This is a genomic window from Streptomyces flaveus (assembly GCF_014647675.1).
In the GTDB taxonomy this organism is placed as follows: Bacteria; Actinomycetota; Actinomycetes; order Streptomycetales; family Streptomycetaceae; genus Streptomyces; species Streptomyces flaveus.
In genome coordinates this window covers 322,373-346,319 of sequence record NZ_BMPQ01000003.1, presented here as the reverse complement: position 1 = coordinate 346,319, position 23,947 = coordinate 322,373, and the positions used below count along the sequence as shown (strand labels likewise).

Annotated in this window: 21 protein-coding genes and 1 riboswitch; of the genes, 9 read left to right on the top strand and 12 right to left on the bottom strand. The window is 70.5% G+C overall.

Annotation, left to right across the window (positions count from 1 at the left end):
- Positions 1–67: 67 nt before the first annotated feature.
- Together IEZ21_RS08285 and IEZ21_RS08280 are read right to left on the bottom strand one after the other, a co-directional pair.
- Positions 68–511: an SRPBCC family protein gene (locus IEZ21_RS08285; RefSeq protein WP_033327401.1), complete on the bottom strand. Its 444-nt coding sequence runs from the start codon at positions 509–511 to the stop codon at positions 68–70.
- A gap of 157 nt (positions 512–668) precedes the next feature.
- Positions 669–1,460: a metallophosphoesterase family protein gene (locus IEZ21_RS08280; RefSeq protein WP_189321208.1), complete on the bottom strand. Its 792-nt coding sequence runs from the start codon at positions 1,458–1,460 to the stop codon at positions 669–671.
- Positions 1,461–1,766: 306 nt separating this feature from the next.
- Here IEZ21_RS08280 and IEZ21_RS08275 point away from each other — a divergent pair, with 306 nt between their 5' ends.
- Entirely contained in the window at positions 1,767–3,563 is a 1,797-nt protein-coding gene (locus tag IEZ21_RS08275; protein WP_189321207.1) for an AMP-dependent synthetase/ligase, read from the top strand.
- 22 nt (positions 3,564–3,585) lie between these two features.
- Here IEZ21_RS08275 and IEZ21_RS08270 read toward each other — a convergent pair whose 3' ends face one another.
- Entirely contained in the window at positions 3,586–5,208 is a 1,623-nt protein-coding gene (locus IEZ21_RS08270; protein WP_506004882.1) for a GMC oxidoreductase, read from the bottom strand.
- A gap of 59 nt (positions 5,209–5,267) precedes the next feature.
- Positions 5,268–6,410, bottom strand: a complete 1,143-nt coding sequence (locus IEZ21_RS08265) for a glycosyltransferase family 4 protein (protein WP_189321206.1) — start codon at positions 6,408–6,410, stop codon at positions 5,268–5,270.
- Positions 6,411–6,543: 133 nt separating this feature from the next.
- Here IEZ21_RS08265 and IEZ21_RS08260 point away from each other — a divergent pair, with 133 nt between their 5' ends.
- Positions 6,544–7,776, top strand: coding sequence for a glycosyltransferase 87 family protein (locus IEZ21_RS08260; protein ID WP_189321205.1), 1,233 nt, complete (start codon positions 6,544–6,546; stop codon positions 7,774–7,776).
- On the opposite strand, the gene IEZ21_RS08255 is transcribed toward IEZ21_RS08260, so the two are convergent.
- From IEZ21_RS08255 to IEZ21_RS08230, 6 genes are all read right to left on the bottom strand, one after another.
- Positions 7,764–8,963 carry a hypothetical protein gene (locus IEZ21_RS08255; RefSeq protein ID WP_373302189.1) on the bottom strand — a complete coding sequence of 400 codons (1,200 nt, stop codon included), beginning with the start codon at positions 8,961–8,963 and terminating at the stop codon, positions 7,764–7,766. The two genes, IEZ21_RS08260 and IEZ21_RS08255, sit on opposite strands and share 13 nt — an antisense overlap.
- Before the next feature lie 34 nt (positions 8,964–8,997).
- Positions 8,998–10,017, bottom strand: a complete 1,020-nt coding sequence (locus IEZ21_RS08250) for a C40 family peptidase (protein ID WP_189321204.1) — start codon at positions 10,015–10,017, stop codon at positions 8,998–9,000.
- Positions 10,018–10,232: 215 nt separating this feature from the next.
- The gene (locus IEZ21_RS08245) at positions 10,233–11,276 is read right to left on the bottom strand and encodes an alpha/beta hydrolase family protein (RefSeq protein WP_189321203.1); all 1,044 of its coding nucleotides are present in this window, start codon (positions 11,274–11,276) and stop codon (positions 10,233–10,235) included.
- 30 nt (positions 11,277–11,306) lie between these two features.
- A complete protein-coding gene (locus tag IEZ21_RS08240; RefSeq protein WP_189321202.1) occupies positions 11,307–12,338 on the bottom strand; it encodes a C40 family peptidase in 1,032 nt (343 codons plus the stop codon).
- 352 nt (positions 12,339–12,690) lie between these two features.
- The gene (locus tag IEZ21_RS08235; protein WP_189321201.1) at positions 12,691–14,040 is read right to left on the bottom strand and encodes an NYN domain-containing protein; all 1,350 of its coding nucleotides are present in this window, start codon (positions 14,038–14,040) and stop codon (positions 12,691–12,693) included.
- A 34-nt stretch (positions 14,041–14,074) separates the two neighbouring features.
- A complete protein-coding gene (locus IEZ21_RS08230) occupies positions 14,075–14,314 on the bottom strand; it encodes a hypothetical protein (protein WP_033327390.1) in 240 nt (79 codons plus the stop codon).
- A gap of 160 nt (positions 14,315–14,474) precedes the next feature.
- Between IEZ21_RS08230 and IEZ21_RS08225 the strand changes: the two genes are divergently transcribed.
- The 7 genes from IEZ21_RS08225 (at position 14,475) to IEZ21_RS08195 (ending at position 20,832) form a co-directional block, all read left to right on the top strand.
- A complete protein-coding gene (locus IEZ21_RS08225; protein WP_189321200.1) occupies positions 14,475–15,206 on the top strand; it encodes a rhomboid family intramembrane serine protease in 732 nt (243 codons plus the stop codon).
- The gene (locus IEZ21_RS08220) at positions 15,203–15,484 is read left to right on the top strand and encodes an Lrp/AsnC family transcriptional regulator (RefSeq protein WP_033327388.1); all 282 of its coding nucleotides are present in this window, start codon (positions 15,203–15,205) and stop codon (positions 15,482–15,484) included. Before IEZ21_RS08225 ends, IEZ21_RS08220 begins: the two co-directional genes overlap by 4 nt.
- An 81-nt stretch (positions 15,485–15,565) precedes the next feature.
- Positions 15,566–15,925, top strand: coding sequence for a small secreted hydrophilic protein (locus IEZ21_RS08215; protein ID WP_189321199.1), 360 nt, complete (start codon positions 15,566–15,568; stop codon positions 15,923–15,925).
- Positions 15,867–17,357 (top strand): sensor histidine kinase, encoded by a 1,491-nt coding sequence (locus IEZ21_RS08210; RefSeq protein WP_189321198.1) that lies wholly within the window; start codon positions 15,867–15,869, stop codon positions 17,355–17,357. The genes IEZ21_RS08215 and IEZ21_RS08210 overlap by 59 nt, the downstream gene beginning before the upstream one ends.
- Before the next feature lie 13 nt (positions 17,358–17,370).
- Positions 17,371–18,033 (top strand): response regulator transcription factor, encoded by a 663-nt coding sequence (locus tag IEZ21_RS08205; protein WP_189321197.1) that lies wholly within the window; start codon positions 17,371–17,373, stop codon positions 18,031–18,033.
- Positions 18,034–18,116: 83 nt separating this feature from the next.
- The gene (locus tag IEZ21_RS08200; protein WP_373302201.1) at positions 18,117–19,538 is read left to right on the top strand and encodes an SLC13 family permease; all 1,422 of its coding nucleotides are present in this window, start codon (positions 18,117–18,119) and stop codon (positions 19,536–19,538) included.
- Positions 19,539–19,617: 79 nt separating this feature from the next.
- Positions 19,618–20,832 (top strand): glycerate kinase family protein, encoded by a 1,215-nt coding sequence (locus IEZ21_RS08195; protein WP_189321195.1) that lies wholly within the window; start codon positions 19,618–19,620, stop codon positions 20,830–20,832.
- On the opposite strand, the gene IEZ21_RS08190 is transcribed toward IEZ21_RS08195, so the two are convergent.
- Complete coding sequence (locus tag IEZ21_RS08190) at positions 20,763–22,154, bottom strand: aminotransferase class V-fold PLP-dependent enzyme (protein ID WP_189321194.1); 1,392 nt, start codon at positions 22,152–22,154, stop codon at positions 20,763–20,765. The two genes, IEZ21_RS08195 and IEZ21_RS08190, sit on opposite strands and share 70 nt — an antisense overlap.
- 39 nt (positions 22,155–22,193) lie before the next feature.
- Positions 22,194–22,310: riboswitch (SAM riboswitch) on the bottom strand.
- Positions 22,311–22,822: 512 nt separating this feature from the next.
- Entirely contained in the window at positions 22,823–23,887 is a 1,065-nt protein-coding gene (trpD, locus tag IEZ21_RS08185) for an anthranilate phosphoribosyltransferase (RefSeq protein ID WP_189321193.1), read from the bottom strand.
- Positions 23,888–23,947 lie beyond the last annotated feature (60 nt).

Genomic DNA, 23,947 nt, shown 5'->3' with positions numbered 1-23,947 from the left:
TTCGCTCGAGCGGGGGGACCCCCATCGCCCTGCGGAACGACTGCCCACAGCGGTAGCGGCGGCGGGGCTACTTGCCGCCCGTCTCCACCCTCTTCTTCAGACCCGCCAGCGCCCTGTCGATGATGACCTTCTCGGCCTTGCGCTTGATCATGCCGAGCATGGGGATCTTGACGTCGACCGTGAGCTTGTAGGTGACCTCTGTCGCGCCCGCGCCCGCCGGCTTGAGGATGTAGGCGCCGTCGAGTGAGCGGAGCATCTGGGACTTGACGAGGGTCCAGGAGACCTCGTGGGGGCCGGTCCAGGTGTAGGCCAGGACCTGGTCGTCCTTGATGGCGCCGGCGTCCATGACGAGGCGTACCTGCTCGGCGCGGCCCTGCTCGTCGCTGGCGAGCACCTCCGCCTCCTTCACCTCGCCGGTCCAGTCCGGATAGCGCGCGAAGTCGGCGATCACCCCCATGACGTCGGCCGGTGCCGCCTCGATCGTGATACTCGAGCTGGTGTGTTCCGCCATCGCTGTGGCTCCTCCAGATGCGGTCCGGACAAGAGGGGTGTTTCTCGGTGCTTCTCGATGCTGCTCAAGGTTCTTACCTGCGGATGCAGCGTGAAGGCTACCGCGTGACAGCGGGCCATCCGTCGCCGGGAGCCCCAGGACACCACCACTTCGGGCATCACCACTCCAGAACCCACGGCTTCCCCGATCCCGCGAAGTGCCCGACGTTGACGCACTCGGTCGCCCCAAGCCGCATCCGCCGCACCAGCGGCTGGTGGACGTGCCCGAAGAGGGAGTACCGCGGCCGGGTCCGCCGAATCGCGTCCAGCAGCGCCCGGCTGCCCCGCTCGAAGCGCCGCGCCACCGTGTCGTAGACGAGTTCGGGCACCTCTGGCGGGATGTGCGTGCACAGGACGTCGACCTCGCCGAGAGCCTCGATCTTGGCCGCGTACTCCTCGTCGCTGATCTCGTACGGTGTCCGCATCGGCGAGCGCAGGCCCCCGCCGACGAAGCCGAAGGTCCAGCCGCCGATCTCGACGCGCTGCCCGTCGAGCACGGTGGTGCCGGGTCCTGCGTACTCGGACCACAGGGTCGGCATATCGACATTGCCGTACGTGGCGTACGTCGGCGTGGGGAATGCGGCGAACATCTCGGCGTACTGCTTGCGTACGGCCTTCTCGATGGCCGAGCCGCGGTCGACGCCCGCCCAGAGCCGGTTGCCGAACTCCCGCGCCTCCTCGTAGCGGCGGGCGGTGCGCAACTCGACGATGCGGTCCGCGTTCTCGGTTCCGAACAGGTCGGGGAAGATACCGCGTGAGTGGTCGGCGTAGTCGAGGAAGAGCACAAGGTCACCGAGGCAGATCAGGGCGTCCGCGCCGGTGCCGACTCTGGCCAGGTCACGGGCGTTTCCATGGACGTCGCTGACGACGTGGATCCGCGTCCTGGGGGTGCCGTCTCGTGTGCCTGCCATGGCGATCAAGAGTAAGCCTGTGAAGCAAACGTGTGTAGACGTGGTCGGACCTGCGATGACTTCGTGGGGCGTAACGGATTGGACTACGCTCGCAAGGAAAGGCCCGCGCGCGTGACGCCATTGTGACGCGGGGAACATCTCCCGGACCCCCCTGTCGTAGAAGTGGTACTGGCGGGTAACGTCCGGGGAGTCCCGTTGTACTTAGGGTTTCAACAACTGATTCCCCGAAGTACCCGCCCGAGCCTTGGACCGCTCCGTCGCAACACACGAGGTCGTGGCGTCGGCGCACTATGAGGAGCAGCAGTCTTGCGCGAGTTCAGCCTTCCGGCTTTGTACGAGGTCCCCGCGGACGGCAATCTGACCGACATCGTCCACAGAAACGCCGCGCAGCATCCGGATGTCGCGGTCATCGCCCGCAAGGTGGGCGGCAGTTGGACGGATGTCACCGCGACCGTGTTCCTCGCCGAGGTGCAGACCGCCGCCAAGGGGCTGATCGCGTCGGGGGTGCAGCCCGGTGACCGGGTCGGCCTGATGTCCCGTACGCGCTACGAGTGGACGCTGCTGGACTTCGCGATCTGGAGCGCGGGCGCGGTCACCGTGCCGGTGTACGAGACGAGTTCGCCGGAGCAGGTGCAGTGGATCCTCGGTGACTCGGGCGCGACCGCCTGCATCGTGGAGCTGGACACCCACGCCGCATCCGTCGAGTCGGTGCGCGACCGGCTGCCCGAGCTGAAGCATGTCTGGCAGATCGAGGCGGGCGGCATCGAGGAGCTGGGCCGCGCGGGCAAGGCCGTCGCCGACGAGACGGTCGCGGAGCGCAGCTCGGCCGCCAAGGCGGACGACCCGGCGACCATCGTCTACACCTCCGGGACCACCGGCCGCCCCAAGGGCTGTGTGCTCACCCACCGCAGCTTCTTCGCGGAGTGCGGCAACATCGTGGAGCGGCTGCGGCCCCTGTTCCGTACGGGCGAGTGCTCGGTCCTCCTCTTCCTCCCGCTCGCGCATGTCTTCGGGCGGCTCGTGCAGGTCGCGCCGATGATGGCGCCGATCAAGCTGGGCACCGTCCCGGACATCAAGAACCTCACGGACGAACTGGCCTCCTTCCGGCCGACGTTGATCCTCGGTGTGCCGCGGGTCTTCGAGAAGGTCTACAACTCGGCGCGTGCCAAGGCGCAGGCGGACGGCAAGGGCAAGATCTTCGACAAGGCGGCGGACACGGCGATCGCGTACAGCAAGGCGCTGGACACCCCGTCGGGCCCGTCGCTCGGTCTGAAGATCAAGCACCGGACGTTCGACAAGCTCGTCTACAGCAAGCTGCGGGCCGTTCTCGGCGGCAAGGGCGAGTACGCGATCTCCGGCGGCGCCCCGCTGGGTGAGCGGCTCGGGCACTTCTTCCGCGGCATCGGCTTCACGGTCCTGGAGGGCTACGGACTGACCGAGTCCTGCGCGGCCACGGCCTTCAACCCCTGGGACCGGCAGAAGATCGGTACGGTCGGGCAGCCGCTGCCCGGCTCCGTGATCCGGATCGCGGACGACGGTGAGGTGCTGCTGCACGGCGAGCACCTGTTCAAGGGGTACTGGAACAACGAGGGCGCGACCGAGGAGGCGCTGGCCGACGGCTGGTTCCACACCGGTGACATCGGCACGCTCGACGAGGACGGGTACCTGAGGATCACCGGCCGCAAGAAGGAGATCATCGTCACCGCGGGCGGCAAGAACGTCGCTCCGGCGGTGATCGAGGACCGTATCCGTGCGCACGCGCTGGTCGCGGAGTGCATGGTGGTGGGCGACGGGCGGCCGTTCGTGGGCGCGCTGGTCACCATCGACGAGGAGTTCCTGGGCCGTTGGGCCGACGAGCACGGCAAGCCGGAGGGTTCCACCGCGGCGTCGCTGTGCGAGGACGCGGACCTGCTGGCCGCGATCCAGTCGGCGGTCGACGACGGCAACGCCGCGGTGTCGAAGGCGGAATCGGTGCGGAAGTTCCGCATTCTGCCCTCCCAGTTCACGGAGGATTCGGGCCACCTGACGCCGTCCCTGAAGCTCAAGCGGAACGTGGTGGCGAAGGACTACGCGGCCGAGATCGAGGCGCTCTACCAGAAATAGCCGACCCCGGTCGTACGACGGCTCATGGCGCGGTGTCCTCGGCGAGGACCCGCGCCATCGTGCGTTCGGCGAGCGCCGTGATCGTGACGAACGGGTTCACCCCGATCGAGCCGGGCACCAGCGAGCCGTCGGTGACGTACAGCTTCGAATATCCCTTCACCCTCCCGTAGTTGTCCGTCGCCTTGCCCAGCACGCAGCCGCCCAGCGGGTGGTACGTGAAGTCGTCGGCGAAGATCTTGTTGGACGAGCCGAACAGGTCGTACCGGTAGATCGTCGAGTTCGCGGAGTTGATCCGGTCGAACAGCTTCTTGGCCATGGAGACGGAGACCGCGCTCTGGGCGGCCGTCCAGCCGAGCCTCACCCCGCCGGTGCCGCTGTCGTACGAGAACGACGCCCGCTGCGGGTTCTTGGTGATCGCCAGATAGAGGCTGACCCAGTGCTCGAGGCCCGTGGGCAGCGGGGCGATCTCGGCGAAGACGGGGTTCGCGGTGTTGGCCCAGTCGTCGATGCCCATGACGGGCATGGTGGACTGGTTGGCCCCGACGGTGTCCCACAGATGGTTGGCCCGCCCGAGCATCACGTTCCCGTTGGTCCCCCAGCCGCTGCCGACGCTCGCGTCCAGAGCGGGAAGCGTCCCTGTCTCCCGCGCCCGGACGAGGAGTTCGGTGGTGCCGAGGCTACCGCCGCCGAGGAAGAGGTACGTGCAGCCGTACTGCTTGGTCTCGACGACCGTGCCGGTGGCGTCGACGCGGTCGGCGGTCAGGACGTACGTGCCGTCGCTCGCCCGGCTGATGGCCCTCACCTTCTCCATGGTGTGGATGGTGACGTTCCCGGTGCCGAGCGCCGATGCCAGATACGTCTTGTCCAGGCTGCGCTTGCCGTGGTTGTTGCCGTAGATCACCTCCTGGGCGAGCGCCGACTTCGTCGCTGTCCCGGCCGCCTCGCGCTGCATGTGGCCGAAGTCGTAGACGCTCGGCACGAACGTGGTCCGCAGGCCGGCGTTCTGGGCGTGTTTGCGGGACACACGCGTGAACTGGTACCACTCGGTCGACTCGAACCAGGCGGGGTCGACGGAGTTGACGCCGAGCACGGAGCGGGCGCGCGGGAAGTACGTGCCGTACATCTCGTTCACGTCCACGGTGGGGAACTGCTCGGCGAAGTACGACTGGAGCGGGGTGACCGCCATGCCGCCGTTGACGAGCGAACCGCCCCCGACGCCCCGGCCGACGAACACGGACATGTCGGCGAAGCGCACACGGTCCAGGACCCCGGGGTACCGGCTGATGTCCCTGTTGACGACGTCCAGCCACAGGAAGGTGGCGAGCGGCGCCTCGGTGCGGGTGCGGAACCACATGGACCGCTGGTCGGGGGCGGCCGTGGAGCAGAAGACCTTGCCGTCGGAGCCCGGCGTGTTCCACAGCCGGCCCATCTCGAGGACGATCGTGCGGATGCCTGCCTGACCGAGGCGGAGGGCGGCGACGGCACCGCCGTAGCCCGAGCCGATCACGATGGCGGGAGCGTTGTCGACGGCGGCCGGTTCGGCGGCCGACGCCGACTGCAGACCGATGCGGGTGAGACCGGACGCGGCGGCGGCCTGCAGGGCCACCATGCCCAGGATTTGACGTCTCGTCAGCTGATGCTGCATCAGTTTTGCTGTCATGTGCGCAGCATGTGCGGATTTTCCGGTTCCGCCTAGGTCTCCCGCTACAGCAACTCCCGCAAGCGGTCCGCCAGCAAGTCCCAGCGCCACTTCTCCTCGACCCACTCCCGTCCCCGCTCCCCCATCCGGCGACGGAGCTCCGCGTCGCCCAGGAGCGTGACGATGCGGTCCGCTGCCGCCTCCGGGGAGCCGCCTCGGACGACCCAGCCGGTCTCGCCGTCCAGCACGGCGTCCGGCGCGCCGCCGGAGTCGCCGGCGACGACCGGCAGGCCCGTCGCGGAGGCCTCCAGGTAGACGATGCCCAGGCCCTCCACGTCGAGCCCGCCCCGGCGGGTGCGGCAGGGCATGGCGAAGACGTCGCCCGCGCCGTAGTGGGCGGGGAGTTCGGACCAGGGGACGGCGCCGGTGAAGTGCACGGAGTCGGCGACCCCGGTCTCGTACGCGAGTTTGCGCAGCTCCTTCTCGTACGGCCCGCCGCCGACGATCAGCAGGACCGCGTCCGGCTCCTTCGCGAGGATGCGCGGCATGGCGAGGATGAGCGTGTCCTGGCCCTTGCGCGGGACGAGCCGTGAGACGCAGACGACGACCGGGCGGTCGGTGAGGCCGAGGCGGGCCCGTACGGCGGCTCCGCCCGAACCGGGGTGGAAGGTCTTCTCGTCGACGCCGGGCGGCAGTTGGACCATGCGGCCCGCCGCCGCGGGCGTCAGCGCGGCGGCGATCCGTGAGCGGGTGTACTCGCCGAGGTAGGTGATCGTGTCCGTGGACTCGCCGATACGGCGCAGGAGTTGGCGCGAGGCGGGCAGCTGGGCCCAGCCCGCCTCGTGGCCGTGCGTGGTGGCCACGAGGCGCTCGGCACCGGCCTTGCGGAGTGCGGGTGCCATCAGGCCGAGCGGCGCCGCCGCGCCGAACCACACCGACGTGCAGCCGTGTCCTCGCAGCAGCCCGACGGCCCGTCGCGTGGCGTCCGGTGTCGGCAGCAGCATCGTCGTGCGGTCGCGTACGACGGTGAAGGGCTGCTCGGCGTCGAAGGCGGCGGTCGCCTCGATGCCGTCGCGTCCGCGTTTCCACGTGGACGCGTAGACGACGAGCCGGTCGGGGTCCAGGCGTAGCGCCATGTTGTGCAGGAAGGCCTGGATGCCGCCTGGTCTGGGCGGGAAGTCGTTGGTCACGATGAGGGTCTTGTGCATCGGGCCCGACAGTATCGAACCCGTCCCGGACCGGCTCTCACGGCTCCGCCCGGCCTCGTTTCATTGGCCCGCTCACAGCCGGGCAGGCCATCATGGCCACACACGGAATCCGTACCGAGAGAACTGGGTGGCCATGGCGGGCGCAAGGGCGACAAGGGTTCCGTACGGACTGCTCGTGGTCTGGTGCCTGACCAGGATTGTGCTGCTCCTCTTCGTCTTCAAGGTGGTCGTGTTCCCGGGTCCGGACGTCACGAGCGACGTCTCGGGGATCTACCAGGGCTGGTACCACACCCTGCGCGACGGCACCTTCCCGCTGAGCGACGTGGCCTGGCAGTACCCGCCCGCCGCCGCGCTCCCCATCCTCTCCCCCGCGCTGCTGCCGTTCCTCGACTACGCCTCGGCGTTCTTCGTCCTCGCCTGCCTCGCCGACCTGTGCGTCCTCGCCCTGCTCGCGGTCGCGGGCCGGCGCCCCGGCCGGAGTCCGCGCGGCGCCTGGGTGTGGGCGGTGGGCGTCCCTCTGCTCGGCCCGACGGTGTACGCCCGCTATGACGTGATGGTGACGGCCGTCGCCGTGGCGGCGCTGCTCGCGGGCCTAGGGCGGCCACGGCTGCTGGGCGCACTCGCGGCCTTCGGCGCGCTCCTGAAGGTGTGGCCGGCGCTGCTGCTCGTGGGCACCACGAAACGGAAGCCCTGGGACGCCGCGGCGGTGACGGCCACGTCGCTCCTGTTGCTGTTCGTCGCGATGCCCGGCTCGTTCGCGTTCCTGACCTCCCAGCGCGACCGGGGCACCGAGGTCGAGTCCGTCGGCTCCCTCGTCTTCCATGTCGCCCGGCACTACGGCTGGGAGGGCGAGGTGAAGCTCAACTACGGCTCCGTGGAGTTCGTCGGCCCGTACGTCGGCGTCGTGAGCACCGCGGCTCTCATGCTGACCGTGCTCGCCTTCGGCTGGCTCCTGCTGTGGCGGCTGCGCGCCAGGCGGTTCGCGCCGCACACGCTCGCGGACGTCGCGTTCGTGGCCGTGCTCCTGTTCACGGTCACCAGCCGGGTGATCAGCCCGCAGTACCTGGTGTGGCTGATCGGCCTCGCCGCCGTCTGCCTGGTCTTCCGCGACAGCCGGATGTCCCTGCCGACCGTCCTGCTGCTCGCGGCGGCCTTCCTGACGGTCCTGGAGTTCCCTCTCTGGTTCGGCCATGTCGTGGCCAGCGACGCCCTGGGCATCACCCTCCTCTTCGCCCGCAACGGCCTGCTGGTCGCCGCGACGGCCATCGCGGCGCTGCGCCTCTGGCGGGACACGGTCCCGTCCGCGCCGCCGGCTCCGGAGCCCGGTCGGGCGCCCCGCGCCGAGGAACTGATTCAGCCGAGTTGAGAGCGCAGATACGCCCGCCACCGCTCGGTGAACTTCTCCGGGGTCGTGTCCAGCACCTCCCGCATCGCGGTCTGAACCGCACCCTCACGCCTCCCGTGCGCGCCCACGGCACGGTAGAACTCGCCGAGGCGCACCTCGCCCCACCGTTCGGCGATCAGCCGGCAGGCCATCCAGCCGGCCTCGTACGCCTGCGCAAGGCCGCCCGTCTCCCCGCCGAACTCGAAGTCCTTGTCGGCCGGGAGTCCGCCGGGCATCCGCCCCTCGCGGACCGCGTCCCGCAGTTCGGGGGCGGCCTGTGCGGGGGCACGGCCGGTGCCGCGGTAGCCGACCCAGTCCGCGTAGCCCTCGGAGAGCCACAGGGGGGTCGCCGCCGTGGTCTGGGCGCGGGTTGCGACATGGGTGGTCTCGTGGGTGAGGACGACCTGCCGGCCGAAGTCGCCGAGGACGGCGTACGCGTCGGGGTTGACCACGATCCGGTCCGCGGGCGCCTGCGCCGCGCCGCCCGTCTCGCCGGTGGTGACCGCCGCTATCCCCCGGTATCCGGACGCGGGCGCCCCGAGCAGCTCCGCCATCTTCTCCAGCGACTTCGGTACGAGGACGACGACCCGTTTCGGCCATTCCTCGCCCCACGCCTCCTGCACCGCGGGCACCGCGCGGTCGGCCAGTTGCGCGTACCCGCGCAGGGCCTCGGCCGTCTGCCCGACGCCGAGGACGAGGCTGTGCTCCCCGCGTACGGCCTCGACGGCCCCCTGCTCCCACAGCTGCTCGCCGGCGTCCTCGGCCGGCCGGTCGGAGGCGACGTACCAGCGGCTGTCGGCGCGTCTCAGGCTCAGGGTGCGGGCGGCGACGAGAGGCGCCTTGTCGTATCCGTCTATGCGATAGCGGAGGTCCGCATCGGCCGTGGCACGGTCGCCGGAGCGGTGGAAGCCGGTCACGCGGTAGGACCAGGACGCCAGCGGCAGGGCCCGTAGCCGCTCGAACTCGGTGCGGGCGGCGGCCCGTTCACCGCTGGGCTCCTGCGTCGCGACGTACGCGCTCTCGCTGTCGTCGAGCACCGCCCGCGCCCGCCGGTCGAGCAGCCGCTGGACGTCCGCGGCCGCGGCGTCGGAGCCCGTGGAGCCGCAGCCCACCAGGCCGGCCAGCAACAGCCCGACCATCCACCACGGCGCACGCCCACGACCAGCCACGAGTCCCGATCGTACGGGGCCCGTGTCTGAGGAGTCAGGGGCGCGTCACGGACGAGATCGGCATCATGCCGACGGGGTCGTAGCGCACGGGAGCACCCGGGTGGGGCGCGTGGATCACCTGTCCGTCGCCCATGTACATCCCGATATGGCTGGCGTCGTCGCGGTAGGTGACCAGGTCGCCGGGCTGTGCCTGCGAGAGCGGCACCTGGCGTCCGGCGTACGCCTGGGCCTGCGAGGTGCGCGGCAGGCCGACGCCGGCCTGCGCGTACGACCACTGCATGAGGCCCGAACAGTCGAAGCCGGTGGGCCCGTTGCCGCCCCAGACGTACGGGCGGCCGACGGCCGAGCGGGCCGCGGCGACGGCGGCTGCCGCGCGCGCGGAGGACGGGACGGCGCCGCCGAGGTCGAGGACGCGGCCGGAGCGGGAGGTCCGGTCGTAGGTGGCGCGCGCGTCGTCCGGCAGTGCGCCGAGGAGCTGCTGTGCCCTGGCGAGATTGCGCTCGACGGTGTGTTTGTGGCGGGCCACGGCCGCGCGGCTCTGCTCCAGCTCGGCGAGGTCGCGGGTGGCTTCCTCGCGTTCCTGGGAGAGATCCCGCGTGGTGCTCCTCAGGACCCGGAGTGCTCCGGCCTGGCGGTCGCTGATCCGGTCGAGTACGGCCGCCTTGTCGAGGTAGTCGTCGGGGTCGTCGGAGAACATCAGCGCCAGGGCGGGGCCGAGGCCGCCCGAGCGGTACTCGGCCCCGGCGAGCAGGCCGAGCGCGTCCCGCATGGTGTTGATGCGGTCCTGCTGCCGGGCGATCCGGTCCTGGGCGTTGGTCACCTTCTCGCGCAGGGTGTCCGCGCGCTCGTCGGCCTTGTTGTGCGCCTCGGTGGCCCACTCGGCCTCCGCGTACAGCCGGTTCACCTCGGCGCGGGTGTCCTCCTGCGGTGCGGCCGGTTCGGCGCCGGCCGGAATGACGCCGAGGGCCGCTGCCGCGGCGGACAGTACGCAAAGGGTGGCGCTGCGGGCGCCCCGGTCGAGACCGGATGGTGCGGGACGGCGATGTGACCCCATGGGAAGCCGCTCTCCCTTCCGCTTACGGACCCCCTGAGTTGGGGGAAGCGCGCCAGACAGTAGCCGCGCGATCACGCAGCGAACAAAGCACCCGGCGTGCACAGAACGTGACGTCCCGCCTCAGAAGCAGGTCATCAGCGGGGCGTACGGTCCGTGGGAGGCGGAGGAATTCCCCCGTTCGGGCGGGCCGGTCACTCAGCGAAAGCGCTGCTCGCTCAGCGAAGGTGCCGCTCGAAGAACGCCATCGTCCGGTCCATCGAGTCCGGCCACCGGGGCGCGAACGTGTGCCCTTCACCGGCGTACTTCACGAACTCGACGCTCTTGCCCGCCGCCTCGAAGTCGGCGACCGTCCGCTCCGACCAGGCGATCGGGCAGGTGTCGTCGGCGGTGCCGTGGAGCAGCAGCAGCGGCTCGGTGACCCGGTCGACATGGGTGAGCGGCGAGATCTGCTCCCAGAACTCCGGGTTCTCCTTGGGAGTGCCGTGCTTCGCCTCGATCTCGGCGACGACCGGATCGCCGTTACGTCGCTGGAAGTGGTCGAGATTCTCGGCCGGACGTGAGCTCACGGGTGCGAAGACCACCGCGGCGTCGAAGAGGCCGGGTGCGACCACCAGCGTGTTGTAGACGACGCCGCCGCCCATCGACCGGCCGAGCAGGCCGATCCGCTCACTGTCGATCTCCGGGCGGCCGGAGGAGCGCAGTGCCATGGCGGCGCCGATGACGTCCTCGGTGTAGCCGAGGCGGAGGTTGACGTCGTTGTCGGCGTCCTTGTCGGAGCCCGCGTGGTTGCGGTAGTCGGTGTGCAGGACCACGTAGCCGTTGCGGGCCAGCAGGTCCTGCTCTCGCGCCAGCCCGCGACCGGTGGTGTAGACGGCCGGGTCGATGTAGCCGTGGGCCAGCACCAGCGCCGGGAACGGTCCCTTGCCCCGGGGGATGTTCATCAGGCCCGAGATGGTGAGCCCGTTCGCCTCGTACGTGACCGTGTAGCTGGTGTAGGCGTCGGTCCGTGCGCGTACGTCGCCGAGCCGCAGGGCGGAGCCGGTGTGCTTGCGCTCGATCAGGCCCGGGATCGACACCGGGTTGGCCGGCGAAGGGCTCGGACTGGGCGTCGCGCTGGGGGACTTGCTCGCCGCGCGGGTGGACGCCGGTGGATTCGTACGCCCGGCATCGTCGCCGTCATCGCTTCCGGTGCAGCCGATCGCCGCCACCAGGGCCAGTGCCAGCCCGGCGGTGGCACGGGCCGTGCGCAGTATCCGCATGCGGCCCAGTATCGCCCGAGCGCGAGGGGATCAGACGCGTACGCCGAACTGGAAGGTGCCGATGGTGCTCATCGACTCGAAGCGGACGACGGCGCCAGGCTTCGGGGCGTGAATGATCGTGCCGTTGCCTGCGTACAGGCCGACGTGCCCGAGGTTGTTGAAGAACACCAGGTCGCCGGGCGCGAGCTCGCCGCGGCCGATCTTCGTGCCGTCGTTCTCCTGCGTGTACGTGGTCCGGGTGATCCCCACTCCGGCCTGGGCGTAGGCCCACTGGGTCAGCCCGGAGCAGTCGTAGGAGTTGGGGCCGCTGCCACCGGAGACGTACGGCTTGCCGAGCTGGGTCTCGGCGGCGGCGAGGGCGGCGGCACCGCGGCCGGAGGCCGGCTTCTCGTTGCCGAGGTCGACGCGGTCCCCGGCGGAACGGCTGGCGCGCTGCTCCTCGGTGGCGAGCGCCGCCTTCTCCTGGGCGGTCAGGGTGTTGAGGAGCTTCTGCGCGTCGGCGAGTTTGCTCTGGACTTCCTTCTTCTTCTTGGCCAGGGTCTCGCGGGTGTCGGCGAGGTCCTTGAGCTTCTTGGCGGCTTCCTGGCGCTGCTGGGCGAGCGTGCGCTGCTTTTCCTGGACCTTCTTGAGCGTCTCGACCTGCTGAGAGCTCAGCTGGTCCATCGCGGACGCCTTGTCGAGGTAGTCGTCCGGGTCCGAGGAGAGGAACAGCTGCACGGAGGGGTCGATGCCGCCCGTGCGGTACTGGGAGCTGGCCATCAGGCCGAGGCCGTCGCGGAGTTCGTTGAGATCGCCCTGGCCGCGTGCGACCTGGTCCTGGAGGGTGTCGATCTCCTTCTCCAGCTTGTCCTGCTTCTCCTTGGCGCCGTTGTACTTGTCGGTGGCCAGCTCCGACTCGTGGTAGAGCTTGTCGACCTTGGACTTGACCTCGTCCTTGCTGGGCTTTTCGCTGGGCGCGGCGTTGGCCGCCTGCGAGGTGAGGGCCACGGCAGCAGCGGCGGCGGTGGTGAGCACGGTCACGCGGGTGCGGCTCGGCTGCTTAGGTCGACGGTGGGACGCCACGTGGGCGAGCTCCTTCATTACCTCAGCCGCCACCGAGAACACCGGTTGGCGGTGCCCCTCCACCGTCACTCCCAATGAGTGATCGCCCGAGTGGAGGTTCGAGGCCAGACCTTAGTGATCCTCCTGTGATCAGATCAAATCCTTGCAGGAAAATTCTCGGTTACCGAGCGTTTTCTTTACTCCGAACTCACATGCGGTAATACGTGCTTGACACTACGTTGCGTGAAGATCATGTCAATTCGGGCAAGCAGCACAGAAGTTGCGGTTGGGACCTATGGCCCTCATGGGGTGTATGACGCAGAAGCTCCGCCCTGCTGGAGACGGCCGGATTACCTGCCCCGAACGGCCCGGCTCAACCCCGCGAAAACCGCTTGAGCAGCACCGCGGAAGCCACCGGCCGCGCGCCCGCCTTGGCCACTCCGTCGGCCACCTCACGGTCGGTCGAGGCGACGATGACGGGCCGCCCGGGCGGCTCGGCGCGCACCAGCTGGCGGATCAACTCATCAGCGGTGACGCCCGCTTTGGAGAACAGCACCCGCACGCCGCGCGGCGGCGCGAGCAGCACCGGGGCGGCCAGCTCGGCCCCGTCGAAGACGCAGGTGACCTCGGCGCCGGTCTGCGCGGCGAGCTGCGAGAGCTGGCCGAGGAGGCGCAACCTCTGCTTCTCCAGCGGCATTTGGGGATAGCCGGTCTTGGTGACGTTGTAGCCGTCGACGACCAGATGCGCGTGCGGCAGCGCGAGCAGTTGGTCGAGGACCGCGGGATCGCTGTCGGACAGTGCGCGGGCGGCGATGTCCTTCGGGGTCATCTGTCCCGGTTCGACCGCGTCCACCGTTTCCGCGGGCCGCATCGACAGGGGCGGCAGGGCGAGCTCGCGCCGCAGCCCCTGTGCCGCGTCGAGCACGGTGTCGAGCAGCAGCCGTACGCGCATGTCCTCGACGCTGCGGCCCTCCCGCGCCGCTCTGCGGGCGGTCTCCAGGGCGGCCTCGGCCTCCCCGAGCCGCGTCTTCAGCCGCCGGCTCTCGCTCTCGGCGGCCGACACCTGGGCCTGCCCCTCGGCCCGTACGGACTCGATCTCGCCGCGCACCTTCCGCAGGGCGGCCTCGCCGCGTTTGACGTCACTGAGGGCCGAACGCAGCTTGCGATGCAGCGAATCGGCCTCTCTCTTCGCCGACTCCAGCTCCGTACGCAGCCGTTCGGTCTCGGCCCGGGTCTGGTCGCGGGCCTCGGCGAGCTCCTCGCGCAGCCGCTCCAGCTCGGCGCGGCTCTCCTCGTCGGCGCGCTCGGCGTCCGCCCGCTGGGCCTCCTCGCCCGCGGCGGTCACCAGCTTCACCCAGCCCGTGGGCCGGAGCACATAGGCCGCGGCCGCCACGTCGAGCGGGTCCGCGGCCGGGGGCGGCGAGCCCGAGTCGAGGGCGCCGCAGAGCTCCGGCTGGGTCTCTCTGAACCGCTCGCCGATCCGCTGCCGGAAGAGCGGATCGGTCTCCAGGGCCGCGGCCATGGCGTTCCCGGCGAACTTGGCGCGGCGGGTCGGGGTGAAGCGGGCGTACTGCCGCAGCTGGGTGGGCAGTTCGGCGACCGTCAGTCCGCCGAAGCCGTCCGAGACGATCTGTACGACTCTGCGGCGCACTCCGTCGGGCATCGGACGGTCGAGCACCTCAGCGGCGCCGTCGGCCGGCTCCCCGCCTGTGGTCTCCACCATCGGTCACCCCAATATCTCGACGGGGCCCGCTCCCTCAGGAGCCGGCGCCCGGCCTGTCCACCAGTTCCACCTGATCCACCGCGTTGCACCAGCGGCAGCGCACCGACTCGATGGTCTCACTGACCACCTCCCGCTCCTCGACCTTCGGCTCACCGGCCAGATCGAGGTGCACGTACTCGACAACCTTCGACGAACGGGTCACGTCGAAGCGTGTGAGATTGCCGCAGAGCGTGCAGCGCCACCGGGTCTCGGCAGTCGGCAGGGGAACCGTCATCGTCGCAGTCGCTCGCTTTCCTCGAGTTCTCGTTCCGCGCCGGGCATACGCCGGAGCGTGTTGGCTCGTAACCCTACGGCCTGGCGTGTAGTCGACGCCCGTCACCGGGGAACGGCGAGGCACTATGCACTGCCTGGTCCGGTTACGTCATGATCTGTTCATGATCGGCAACTGGGGTACGACCGTCGTCCGTGCGGCCCGGAATCAGTCCGCACCGGTGACCCACTCACTGATCACCCTGTGCTGTCTGATCTTCCTGGTCGGCCCGGCCTCGGGGCTCAACCCCGCGTACGGCACCGGTGACGAGCTCCTTTCCGCGCAGCGGGCCTATTTCGAGCGCTGGGGTGTCGTGCCCGTCGAGCTGTTCAGCGGGGCACCGCGCGCCGCCCTCACCCCGGCCACGGCGCTCTTCGTGCACGGCAGCTGGCTGCATCTCCTCGGCAACATGCTCTTCCTCCATGTCTTCGGTGGGATGGCCGAGGAACGGATGGGTCACATCCAGTACGCCCTCTTCTACGTGGGCTGCGGCTGCCTGGCCCTGCTGGGCTACGCGGCCGCCCACGCCGACTCCGGACACACCCTGGTCGGCGCCTCCGGTGCGATCTCCGCGGTCCTCGGCGCGTTCCTTTACCTGTTCCCCAAAGCCCGGGTGACCAGTCTTTTCCCGTTCCTGTTCTTCCTGCCGCTGCGGTTCCCGGCCTGGGTGGTCCTGCCGTTCTGGGTGTCCCTCCAGTGGCTGGCGGCGACCCGCGAGACGCCGGGTCCGGGGGTCGCGTATCTGGCCCACTTGCTGGGGTTCTCGTTCGGCTTCGGCTACGCGTGGGTGCGCTATCGCTGGACGGCTACAGTGAAATCCCCAGCGAAGGCCACCGAGGGAGAAAACCAGCCGTGATCACCGCGATCGTGCTCATCAAGACCAGCGTGGACCGGATTCCTGAGATCGCCGAGTCGATCGCGGCGCTGGACTCCGTCAGCGAGGTCTTCTCCGTGACCGGCACCTACGACCTGATCGCCATGGTCCGGGTGAAGGCTCATGACGATCTGGCGGACATCATCCCCGGGCAGATCAGCAAGATTCCGGGGGTGGAGGCCACGGACACGCATGTGGCGTTCCGTACGTACTCGCAGCATGACCTTGAGGCCGCGTTCGCCCTCGGGCTCGACAGCTGACGGTCGTCATGGCCGCCGGATGAAGAGTTCCTCATCTTGGGCTCATCCTCCGTGCCGGGTTCCGGCCGGAGGATCTGGGCCATGAGCTTCTCTCATCGCATCGCAGCCCTCACGGCCGTCGTGGCCATTCCGCTGGGGATCGCCGCGACCAGTTACGCCCTGACCGACAGCCCGGAGTCTCCCAAGGTCCCTGCCAAGGTCGAGCTCGACAAGGGTGGGACGCCCTCGGAGACCCCCTCGAAGAAACCCACCCCCAGTGACGAGGTCGTCTCCCGGCCTCCGGTGACCGACGACAACAACGACGACGGCAGCGGAGCGGGAGCCGGGACGGACGACGGAGCAGGTGGCAAGACGAGCGGCGGCGGAACAGGTGGCGGGTCGGATGACGACGGGCCCGGCGACGACGGAGCCGACGACGACGGTCCCGGTGACGACGGCTGAGCCCGTTCCCGTACGCCGGTGGATCACGGCCCGGGTCCGCATCCTGCTCTGGCTGCTGCTGGTGACGGCGGTCGCCTTCGCGGCGGTGGCCATGACCACCCGCTCGATCCTTCTGCGCGACGTCGACAACCGGGTCAGCCGGCTGCTCGCGCAGGAGACCGGCGAGTTCGCCAACCTCGAGAACCGCGGCAAGGACCCGGAGACCGGTCGCCCCTTCACCGACCCCAAACGACTGCTGGAGGTCTTCCTGGAACGGCAGTACGCCGATCCCGACGAGGAGCTGATCGGCCTGATGGAAGGCCGGCCGGACGAGGACCCCATACAACTCACCCAGCAACGCGAGATCGACGTCCCCCGGCCCCTGCACAACGACCGGGAAGCCCGCCGCCGCATCTTCGAGTCCCCGGACTCCACCGGTACGCTGCACCGCGCCTCCGGAGAGATCCGCTGGGCCCAGGTCGCCGTCGCCCGGCCCGGCGGCGAGCCCGAGGCCGCCTTCGTCGTCGCCTTCCACCCCGGGCGCGAGCAGGCCCGCGCGAACGAGGTGTTCCGTATCCTGCTGGCCATCTCCGGGGTCGCGCTGGTGATGACGACGGGTATCGGCTGGGTGGTGGCCGGGCGGATCCTCAATCCCGTACGCCTGGTCCGTACCGCCGCCGCGCAGCTCACCGAGCAGGACCTCACCCAACGTATCCCGGTCCGCGGCCGGGACGACGTGGCCGCGCTCGCCGAGACGTTCAACGCGATGCTGGACCGGCTCGAGCGGGCCTTCGCCGCCCAGCGGGAGTTCGTCGACGACGCGGGCCACGAGCTGCGTACCCCGATCACGATCGTGCGCGGTCACCTGGAGCTGATGGGCGACGATCCGGCCGAGCGCGAGGAGACCGTACGCCTGGTCACCGACGAGCTGGACCGGATGAGCCGCATCGTCGAGGACCTGCTGCTGCTCGCCAAGGCCGAGCGCCCCGACTTCGTGACCCCCGAGCCCGTACAGCTCGCCGAGCTCACCGCCGACGTCTTCGTCAAGGCCCGCACACTCGGTGAGCGCCGCTGGGAGCTGGCCGAAGTCGCCGACGGGGAGGTCCGCCTCGACCCGCAGCGCATCACCCAGGCGATGGTGCAGCTCGCGCAGAACGCCGTACAGCACACGACTCCCGGCCAGTCCATCCGCATCGGCTCGCGCCTCACCGGCTCCCGCATCGAGCTGTACGTCGCCGACTCCGGGCCCGGTGTGCAGCCGCAGGACGCCGAGCTGGTCTTCGAACGGTTCCGCCGGGGCACCGCACGGCGCGGCGCCCGCGGCTCCGGAGCCGGCCTCGGCCTGTCGATCGTCCGGGCCATCGCGGAAGGGCATCGCGGACAGGTGGAGCTGCGGGACACCGAAGGCGGCGGGGCCACCTTCGTACTCGTACTGGAAGAGGAACGCACATGACGGGTTGTCGCGGATGAACCGGATCCTGATCGTCGAGGACGAGGAGCGCATCGCCTCCTTCATCGAGAAAGGCCTGCGCGCGGGCGGCTTCACCACGACCGTCGTCGGGGACGGCGACGCGGCCTACGAATACGCGCTGACCGGCGGCTTCGACCTGGTGATCCTCGACATCGGACTGCCGGGCCGGGACGGCTTCACGGTGCTGCGGGAACTGCGCGAGGCCCGGGTGACGGTCCCGGTGATCGTGCTGACCGCCCGGGACTCCGTACGCGACACGGTGGCCGGCCTGGAGGGCGGCGCCGATGACTGGATGACCAAGCCGTTCCGCTTCGAGGAACTCCTCGCCCGGGTACGGCTGCGGCTGCGTACGGCGGTCGGGGCACCCGAGGTGACCATGCTGCGCGGCGGGGACCTGACCCTGGACCTGCGCACCCGCCGGGCCCGCGCGGGAGAGCGGACAGTCGATCTGACGGCGCGCGAGTTCGTACTCCTGGAGCTGTTCCTGCGCCACCCCGGGCAGGTCCTCTCGCGCGAGCAGATCCTGTCCCATGTATGGGGCTACGACTTCGATCCGGGGTCCAACATCGTTGACGTGTACGTCCGTTCGCTGCGCAAGAAGCTGGGGGCGCAGAGCGTGGAGACGGTGCGCGGGATGGGGTACCGGCTGCCCGGATGACGCCGGGCCCGGCCGCATGAAGTTCCCTTCATCCAAGGCTCATTGAGGGCTCACCGCGCGCATGAACTCTGAATGTCGTGAGCCTGACTTCCCCACAAATACGCCAAGCCGCCGCCCTCTGCGTGGCCCTCAGCATCTGCGCCCTGCTGATCGTGCCCGGTAACTTCCCCGGCCTCAGCGGTGACGCCAGACTGACGCTCGCCGTCTTCGCGCTTGCGACCTGCGCCTGGATCGGTACGCCCATCGACGACACGTACATCGCCCTGGGCGCGGGACTCGCCCTCACGGTGACCGGCGTGATCAGCAGCGAGACGCTCTTCGGCACCCTCGGCGACTCCACCGTGTGGCTGCTGATCTGCGCCTTCGTGCTCGCGGCGGCGGTGGCCCGGACCGGACTCGCCGGGCGGGCGGCCGCGTTCCTGGTCAGCGGCGCGCGCAGCGTCCGTCAGCTGGCCCACCTGACCACGGCGGCGCTGGTCGTGACGGCCTTCGCGGTGCCCGCGACCTCCGGCCGGGCGGCGCTCGCGCTGCCGGTGTTCCTGGCGCTCGCCAAGGTACTGGCCGACCGGAAGCGACTGGTCGTGATGCTGGCGCTGCTGTTTCCGACCGTGATCCTTCTGTCCGCGGTGGCGACCCTGATCGGTGCGGGAGCGCATCTGATCACGGTGTCGGTGCTGTGGGAGGCGACCGGCAACCGGGTCGGCTTCACACAATGGCTGCTGATCGGCCTGCCGTTGGCGGTGGCCTCCTCCCATCTGGCCGCCGAGGTCGTGCTGTTGACGACCACACGGCGCGCGGACCGCCGAGGTCCCGTACGGATCACGGCCGATGACATCCAGCGGCACAGCGAGAACCCGGTCACCGGTCCGTGGTCGTCCGCCGAGTCCCGCTGTCTGATGCTGCTCGCCACCGTGGTGGCCCTGTGGTGCAGCGAACCGCTCCACCAGGTGCCCCCCGCGATCGTCGCCCTGATCGGTGCGATCGTCGCGTCCTCGCCCGCGCTCGGCACCGTACATCTCAAGGACGCCCTCAAGACCGTCCCCTGGTCGCTGCTCCTCTTCATGGCCGCGACGATGGCGATGGGCGTCGCGCTCGCGAATTCCGGGGCGGCGAAGTGGCTGGTCGCCGGCCTGCCGGTCGACGTGGAGCCGTGGCTCTTCCTCGCGCTCGTCATCGCGGTCAGCACGGCGGCGCATCTCGTGCTCCAGTCCCGCTCGGCCCGCTCGTCCGTCCTCGTCCCGCTGGTCATCGCGGCGGCCGTGGGCGCCGGCGTCAACCCGGTGGCCGCCGCACTGGCGTCCACCGCCGCGGCCGGCTTCTGCCACACACTCCCGGCCTCCGCGAAACCGGTCACGCTCTTCGCCGAGATCCCCGGCACGCCGACCTACACCTCGCACGACCTGCTGCGCCTGTCCGCCGTACTGGCCCCGCTGACCGCCGCACTCGTCCTGCTCTTCGCGCTCGCGGTATGGCCGCTGCTGGGCGTGCCGGTCCTCAAACCCTGACGCCCGCAGTCCCCACGTCCCGAAGCCCTCACCCCTCTTCACTCCCCTCAACCCCCTGAAGTCCACAAGGAGTTCCACCATGCTGACCCGTTTCGCCGTGGCCCCCAGCGGCTTCAAGGAGTCCCTGTCCGCCCGGGCCGCCGCCGATGCCATCGCGGCCGGCGTACGCCGTGTCGTCCCCGACGCCGAGATCGACCTCATCCCCCTGGTCGACGGCGGCGAGGGCACGGCCGCCGCACTGGCCGCCTCGACCGGGGGCAGGCTGGTCGCCCTGCCCGCCACGGGTCCGGTGGGAGAACCCGTCGGCACCCACTTCGCCCTCCTCGGCTCGCGGGACACGGCGGTGGTGGAGATGGCGGCGGTCGCGGGCCTCTCCCTCGTCCCGCACAGCCTGCGCGACCCGGGCGCCACGACCACGTACGGCGTCGGCGAACTGATCCGCGCCGCCCTCGACACGGGCGTACGACGGATCCTGGTGGGCTGCGGCGATTCGGGTACGTCGGACGGGGGCGCCGGTGCGCTCCAGGCACTCGGCGCCCGGCTGCTCGACGCGGACGGCTTCGAACTTCCGCACGGCGGGCGGGAGTTGATCCGCCTGCACCGAATCGACCCGACCGGCCTCGACGCCCGTCTGGCTGAGACGGAACTGCTGGTCGCCTGCAACCCGTACAACGTGCTGTGCGGCGAGCGCGGCGTGGCGCGGGTCTTCGGCCCGCAGAAGGGCGCGACGCCCGCGCAGGTCGAGGAGCTGTCGGCGGGCCTGGAGAACTGGGCGTACGTCCTCAAGCGGGACCTCTCGGTCACCTCCGACCTGTACGGCGGCCCCGGAACCGGCGCCTCCGGAGGCCTGGGCGCGGGCCTGGCCGCCCTGGGCGCCCGCCTCCTCCCCCGCTTCGACGTCCTCCTGGACCACCTCGACCTGGACGCCCGCCTGGCCCGCGCCGACCTGGTCCTCACCGCCGAGGGCGCCCTGGACCTGCAGACGCCGCGCGGCAAGATCCCGGCGGAGGTGGCCCGCCGCGCCAAGCTGCACGGGCGTCCGGTCCTCGCCCTCGCGGGCACGCTCGGCGAGGGCGCGCACACGGTGCCGGGCGTGGACGCCTTCACTGGCATCCTGCCCGCCCCGATGGCCCTCGCCGAAGCACTGGTCCGCGGCAGCGAACTCCTCACGGACGCGACCGAGCGGGCCCTGCGGATGATCCTGCTGGGCGCCCGGCTACCGGTTCACACGGAGGTTGCGGCAGACGTGCCGGTGGAGGTGTCCGGGACGCAACGGCCGTCCTCCGTACGGTAGTTCCACCGCGCGCCGTCCCTCACCAGCTCCTTGACCGCGCCCACGAACCGTTCCACATGCTCGTCCGGCGTCCCCGCCCCGAAGCTCACCCGGATCGCGTTGAGCGACTTCTCGCCGGGTGCGGCCTCGGGTGCGCCGCACTCGCCCTGGGTCTGCGGGTCACTGCCGAGGAGGGTACGAAGGAGAGGGTGGGCGCAGAACAGCCCATCCCGCACCCCGATGCCGTACTCGGCGGAGAGCGCGGCGGCGAAGTGCGAGCTGTTCCACCCCTCGACGACGAAGGAGATGACGCCGACGCGCGGGGCGTCGTCCCCGAAGAGGGAGAGGACCCGGACCTCGGGCACCTCGGCGAGACCTGCCCGTACGGTGTCGATCAGGTACTGCTCGCGGGCGACGAGCGTGTCGAAGCCGGCCTCGGTGAGGGCCTTGCAGGCGGAGGCGATGGAGTAGGCGCCGATGACGTTGGGCGACCCGGCCTCATGGCGGGCGGCACTGTCATGCCACTCCACATCGACGCCGCCGTCCGTACGCCGGGAGACCTTCCTGCTCGCACCCCCGCCCGCGAGGTACGGGTCGGCCGCACGCAGCCAGTCGGAGCGCCCGGCCAGCACGCCCGCCCCGAAGGGCGCGTACAGCTTGTGCCCCGAGAACGCGACCCAGTCGACGTCCAACTCCCGTACGGAGACGGGGTGATGGGGCGCCAGCTGTGCGGCGTCGAGCACGATCCGCGCGCCGTGTGCGTGCGCGGCAGCGGCCAGTTCGCGTACGGGCCACAGCTCGCCGGTGACGTTCGAGGCACCGGTGACGCAGACGAGAGCCGGCCCTTCGGGGTCGCGTTCGGCGAGAGCGCGCTCGAGGGTGGCGACGGCCTGAGCGGGCGTGCGCGGCGCGTCGAGGTACGTGACGCGGGCCTCCCGCCAGGGCAGCAGCGAGGCGTGGTGCTCGGTCTCGAAGACGTAGACCTGGCAGTCGGCGGGGAGGGCGACGGCGAGCAGGTTCAGCGAGTCGGTGGTGGACCGGGTGAAGACGACCTGGTCACCGTCCCGGCAGTCGAGAAACTCGGCGACGGTCTTCCGGGCGTTCTCGAACAGGTCGGTGGACAGCTGGGACAGGTACCCGGCCCCACGGTGCACGCTCCCGTAGTACGGCGCGTACGCGGCCACGTCGTCCCAGACCCGCTGGAGGGCCGGGGCGCTGGCGGCGTAGTCGAGTGCGGCGTACGTGACCTCGCCGCCGGTGACGAGCGGGACGGTGACGTCACGTCCCAGAACGGGCAACGGCTCGACGACGGACTGCTCGGCGACAGCGGTGGAGACAGACATGACACTCCCTCAAGACCAGGACCCCTGGTCTGTGCGAGGGGTCCGCGCTTGTCGCAGGCCTTGCTGCCTACGACCTGGTCTTCACCCGGGGCACCCCGCCACGGACGGAGGGTTGCCGGACAGCCGGCCGGGGCCTTTTGGCTGTCACTCATGACCTGCCATCGAACATACGCAGTCTGATCGTCCGCCCGCAACTCCCGTCCGGATCCCGGACCGCCGGGGTCGGGGCAGGGGGTTTCTTCGCCCCCGCCGCCCCTACCCGTCCCATCCCTGGGGCTGCGCCCCTGGCCCCCGCCAGGGGGTGGGAATGACACGTTGTGTCGCGGCTGCGGGTGCGTCGTGGCTGGTCGCGCAGTTCCCCGCGCCCCTGAAAAGCAAAAGCCTGCGGCTGCCCGGGCCTCGGGAAAGCCCGCACCCCCGACGACCCGCAGCCTCCCTCCGGCGGGAGGGGGCGTGGGCCGGTGCGTCGTATGCCCGTCGCTTAGGTTCTGTCTCGGAGAACCCGCGCCGTGTACCAGGCCAGGGTCGTATGCCCGGCCTGCGACGGGCTGACGCACCGGCCCACGACCCCGCACCCACCCACGCACCCAAGGGGCGCGGGGAACGGCGCGACCAGCCACACTCAACCCGCACCCGCCAGGTGCACCTCGCCCCCCACCCCGTAGGCGCTACCCGTTACTGACCGCGACCCAGCGGTCCAACGTCCGCTTCGCCGCCCCGGAGTCAATGGCCTCCGCCGCCCTGGCCATCCCCTCACGCAGCTGGTCCGCAAGCGGACCGTCACCCGGCGCCAGCGCCACCAACGCCGCCGCCGAGTTCAGCAGCACAGCGTCCCGTACAGGACCCGTCTCCCCACCCAACAGCCGCCGCGCGACATCCGCGTTGTACGAAGCGTCAGCGCCTCGCAACGCCTCCACCGGCACCAACTCGATGCCCACGTCCCTCGGATCGAAGGTCTCCTCGCGGACCTTGCCGTCCCGTACCGCCCAGACACGCGACGTGGACGTGGTGGTCAGCTCGTCGAGGCCGTCGTCGCCGCGGAAGACCAGGGACGAGTTGCCGCGCTCGGCGAACACGCCGGCCATGATGGGCGCCATCCGCGCGTCGGCGACCCCGACGGCCTGCGCCTTCACCCGGGCAGGATTCGTGAGCGGCCCGAGGAAGTTGAAGATCGTCCGGATACCCAGCTGCCCCCGCGCGGCGCCCACGTGCCGCATCGCCGGGTGGAACTTCGCCGCGAAGCAAAAAGTGATCCCGGCTTCCTCGGCCACCTCCGCGACCCGCTTCGGCGTCAGCTCCAGATTGACACCCAGCTTCTCCAGTACGTCCGAGGCCCCGGAGGCCGACGACGCCGCCCGGTTGCCGTGCTTGACGACCTTCGCACCCGTACCGGCGATGACGATCGCGGACATCGTGGAGATGTTGACCGTCCTGGCCCCGTCCCCACCCGTACCGACGATGTCGACCGTCTCCCCCGGCACCTGGATCACGTTCGCGTGCTCGTACATCGCCCGGACACACCCGGTGATCTCGCCGACGGTCTCACCCTTGGCCCGCAGCGCCACCGCGAACCCGGCGATCTGAGCGTCGGTCGCCTCGCCGCGCATGATCAGGTCCATCGCCCAGGCGGTGTCGTCCGCGGTCAGGTCGCGCCCGTCCAGCAGTCCGTTCAGCAGCGCGGGCCAGGAACGGCCCGCCGCGGTGTCGCCTCCAGCGGGGGTCACAGCGTTCATCAGCCGCTCCTGGTCGTCATCGTCCGTCCCGAAAGGTTGGCACCCACCCTATCCAGCCCC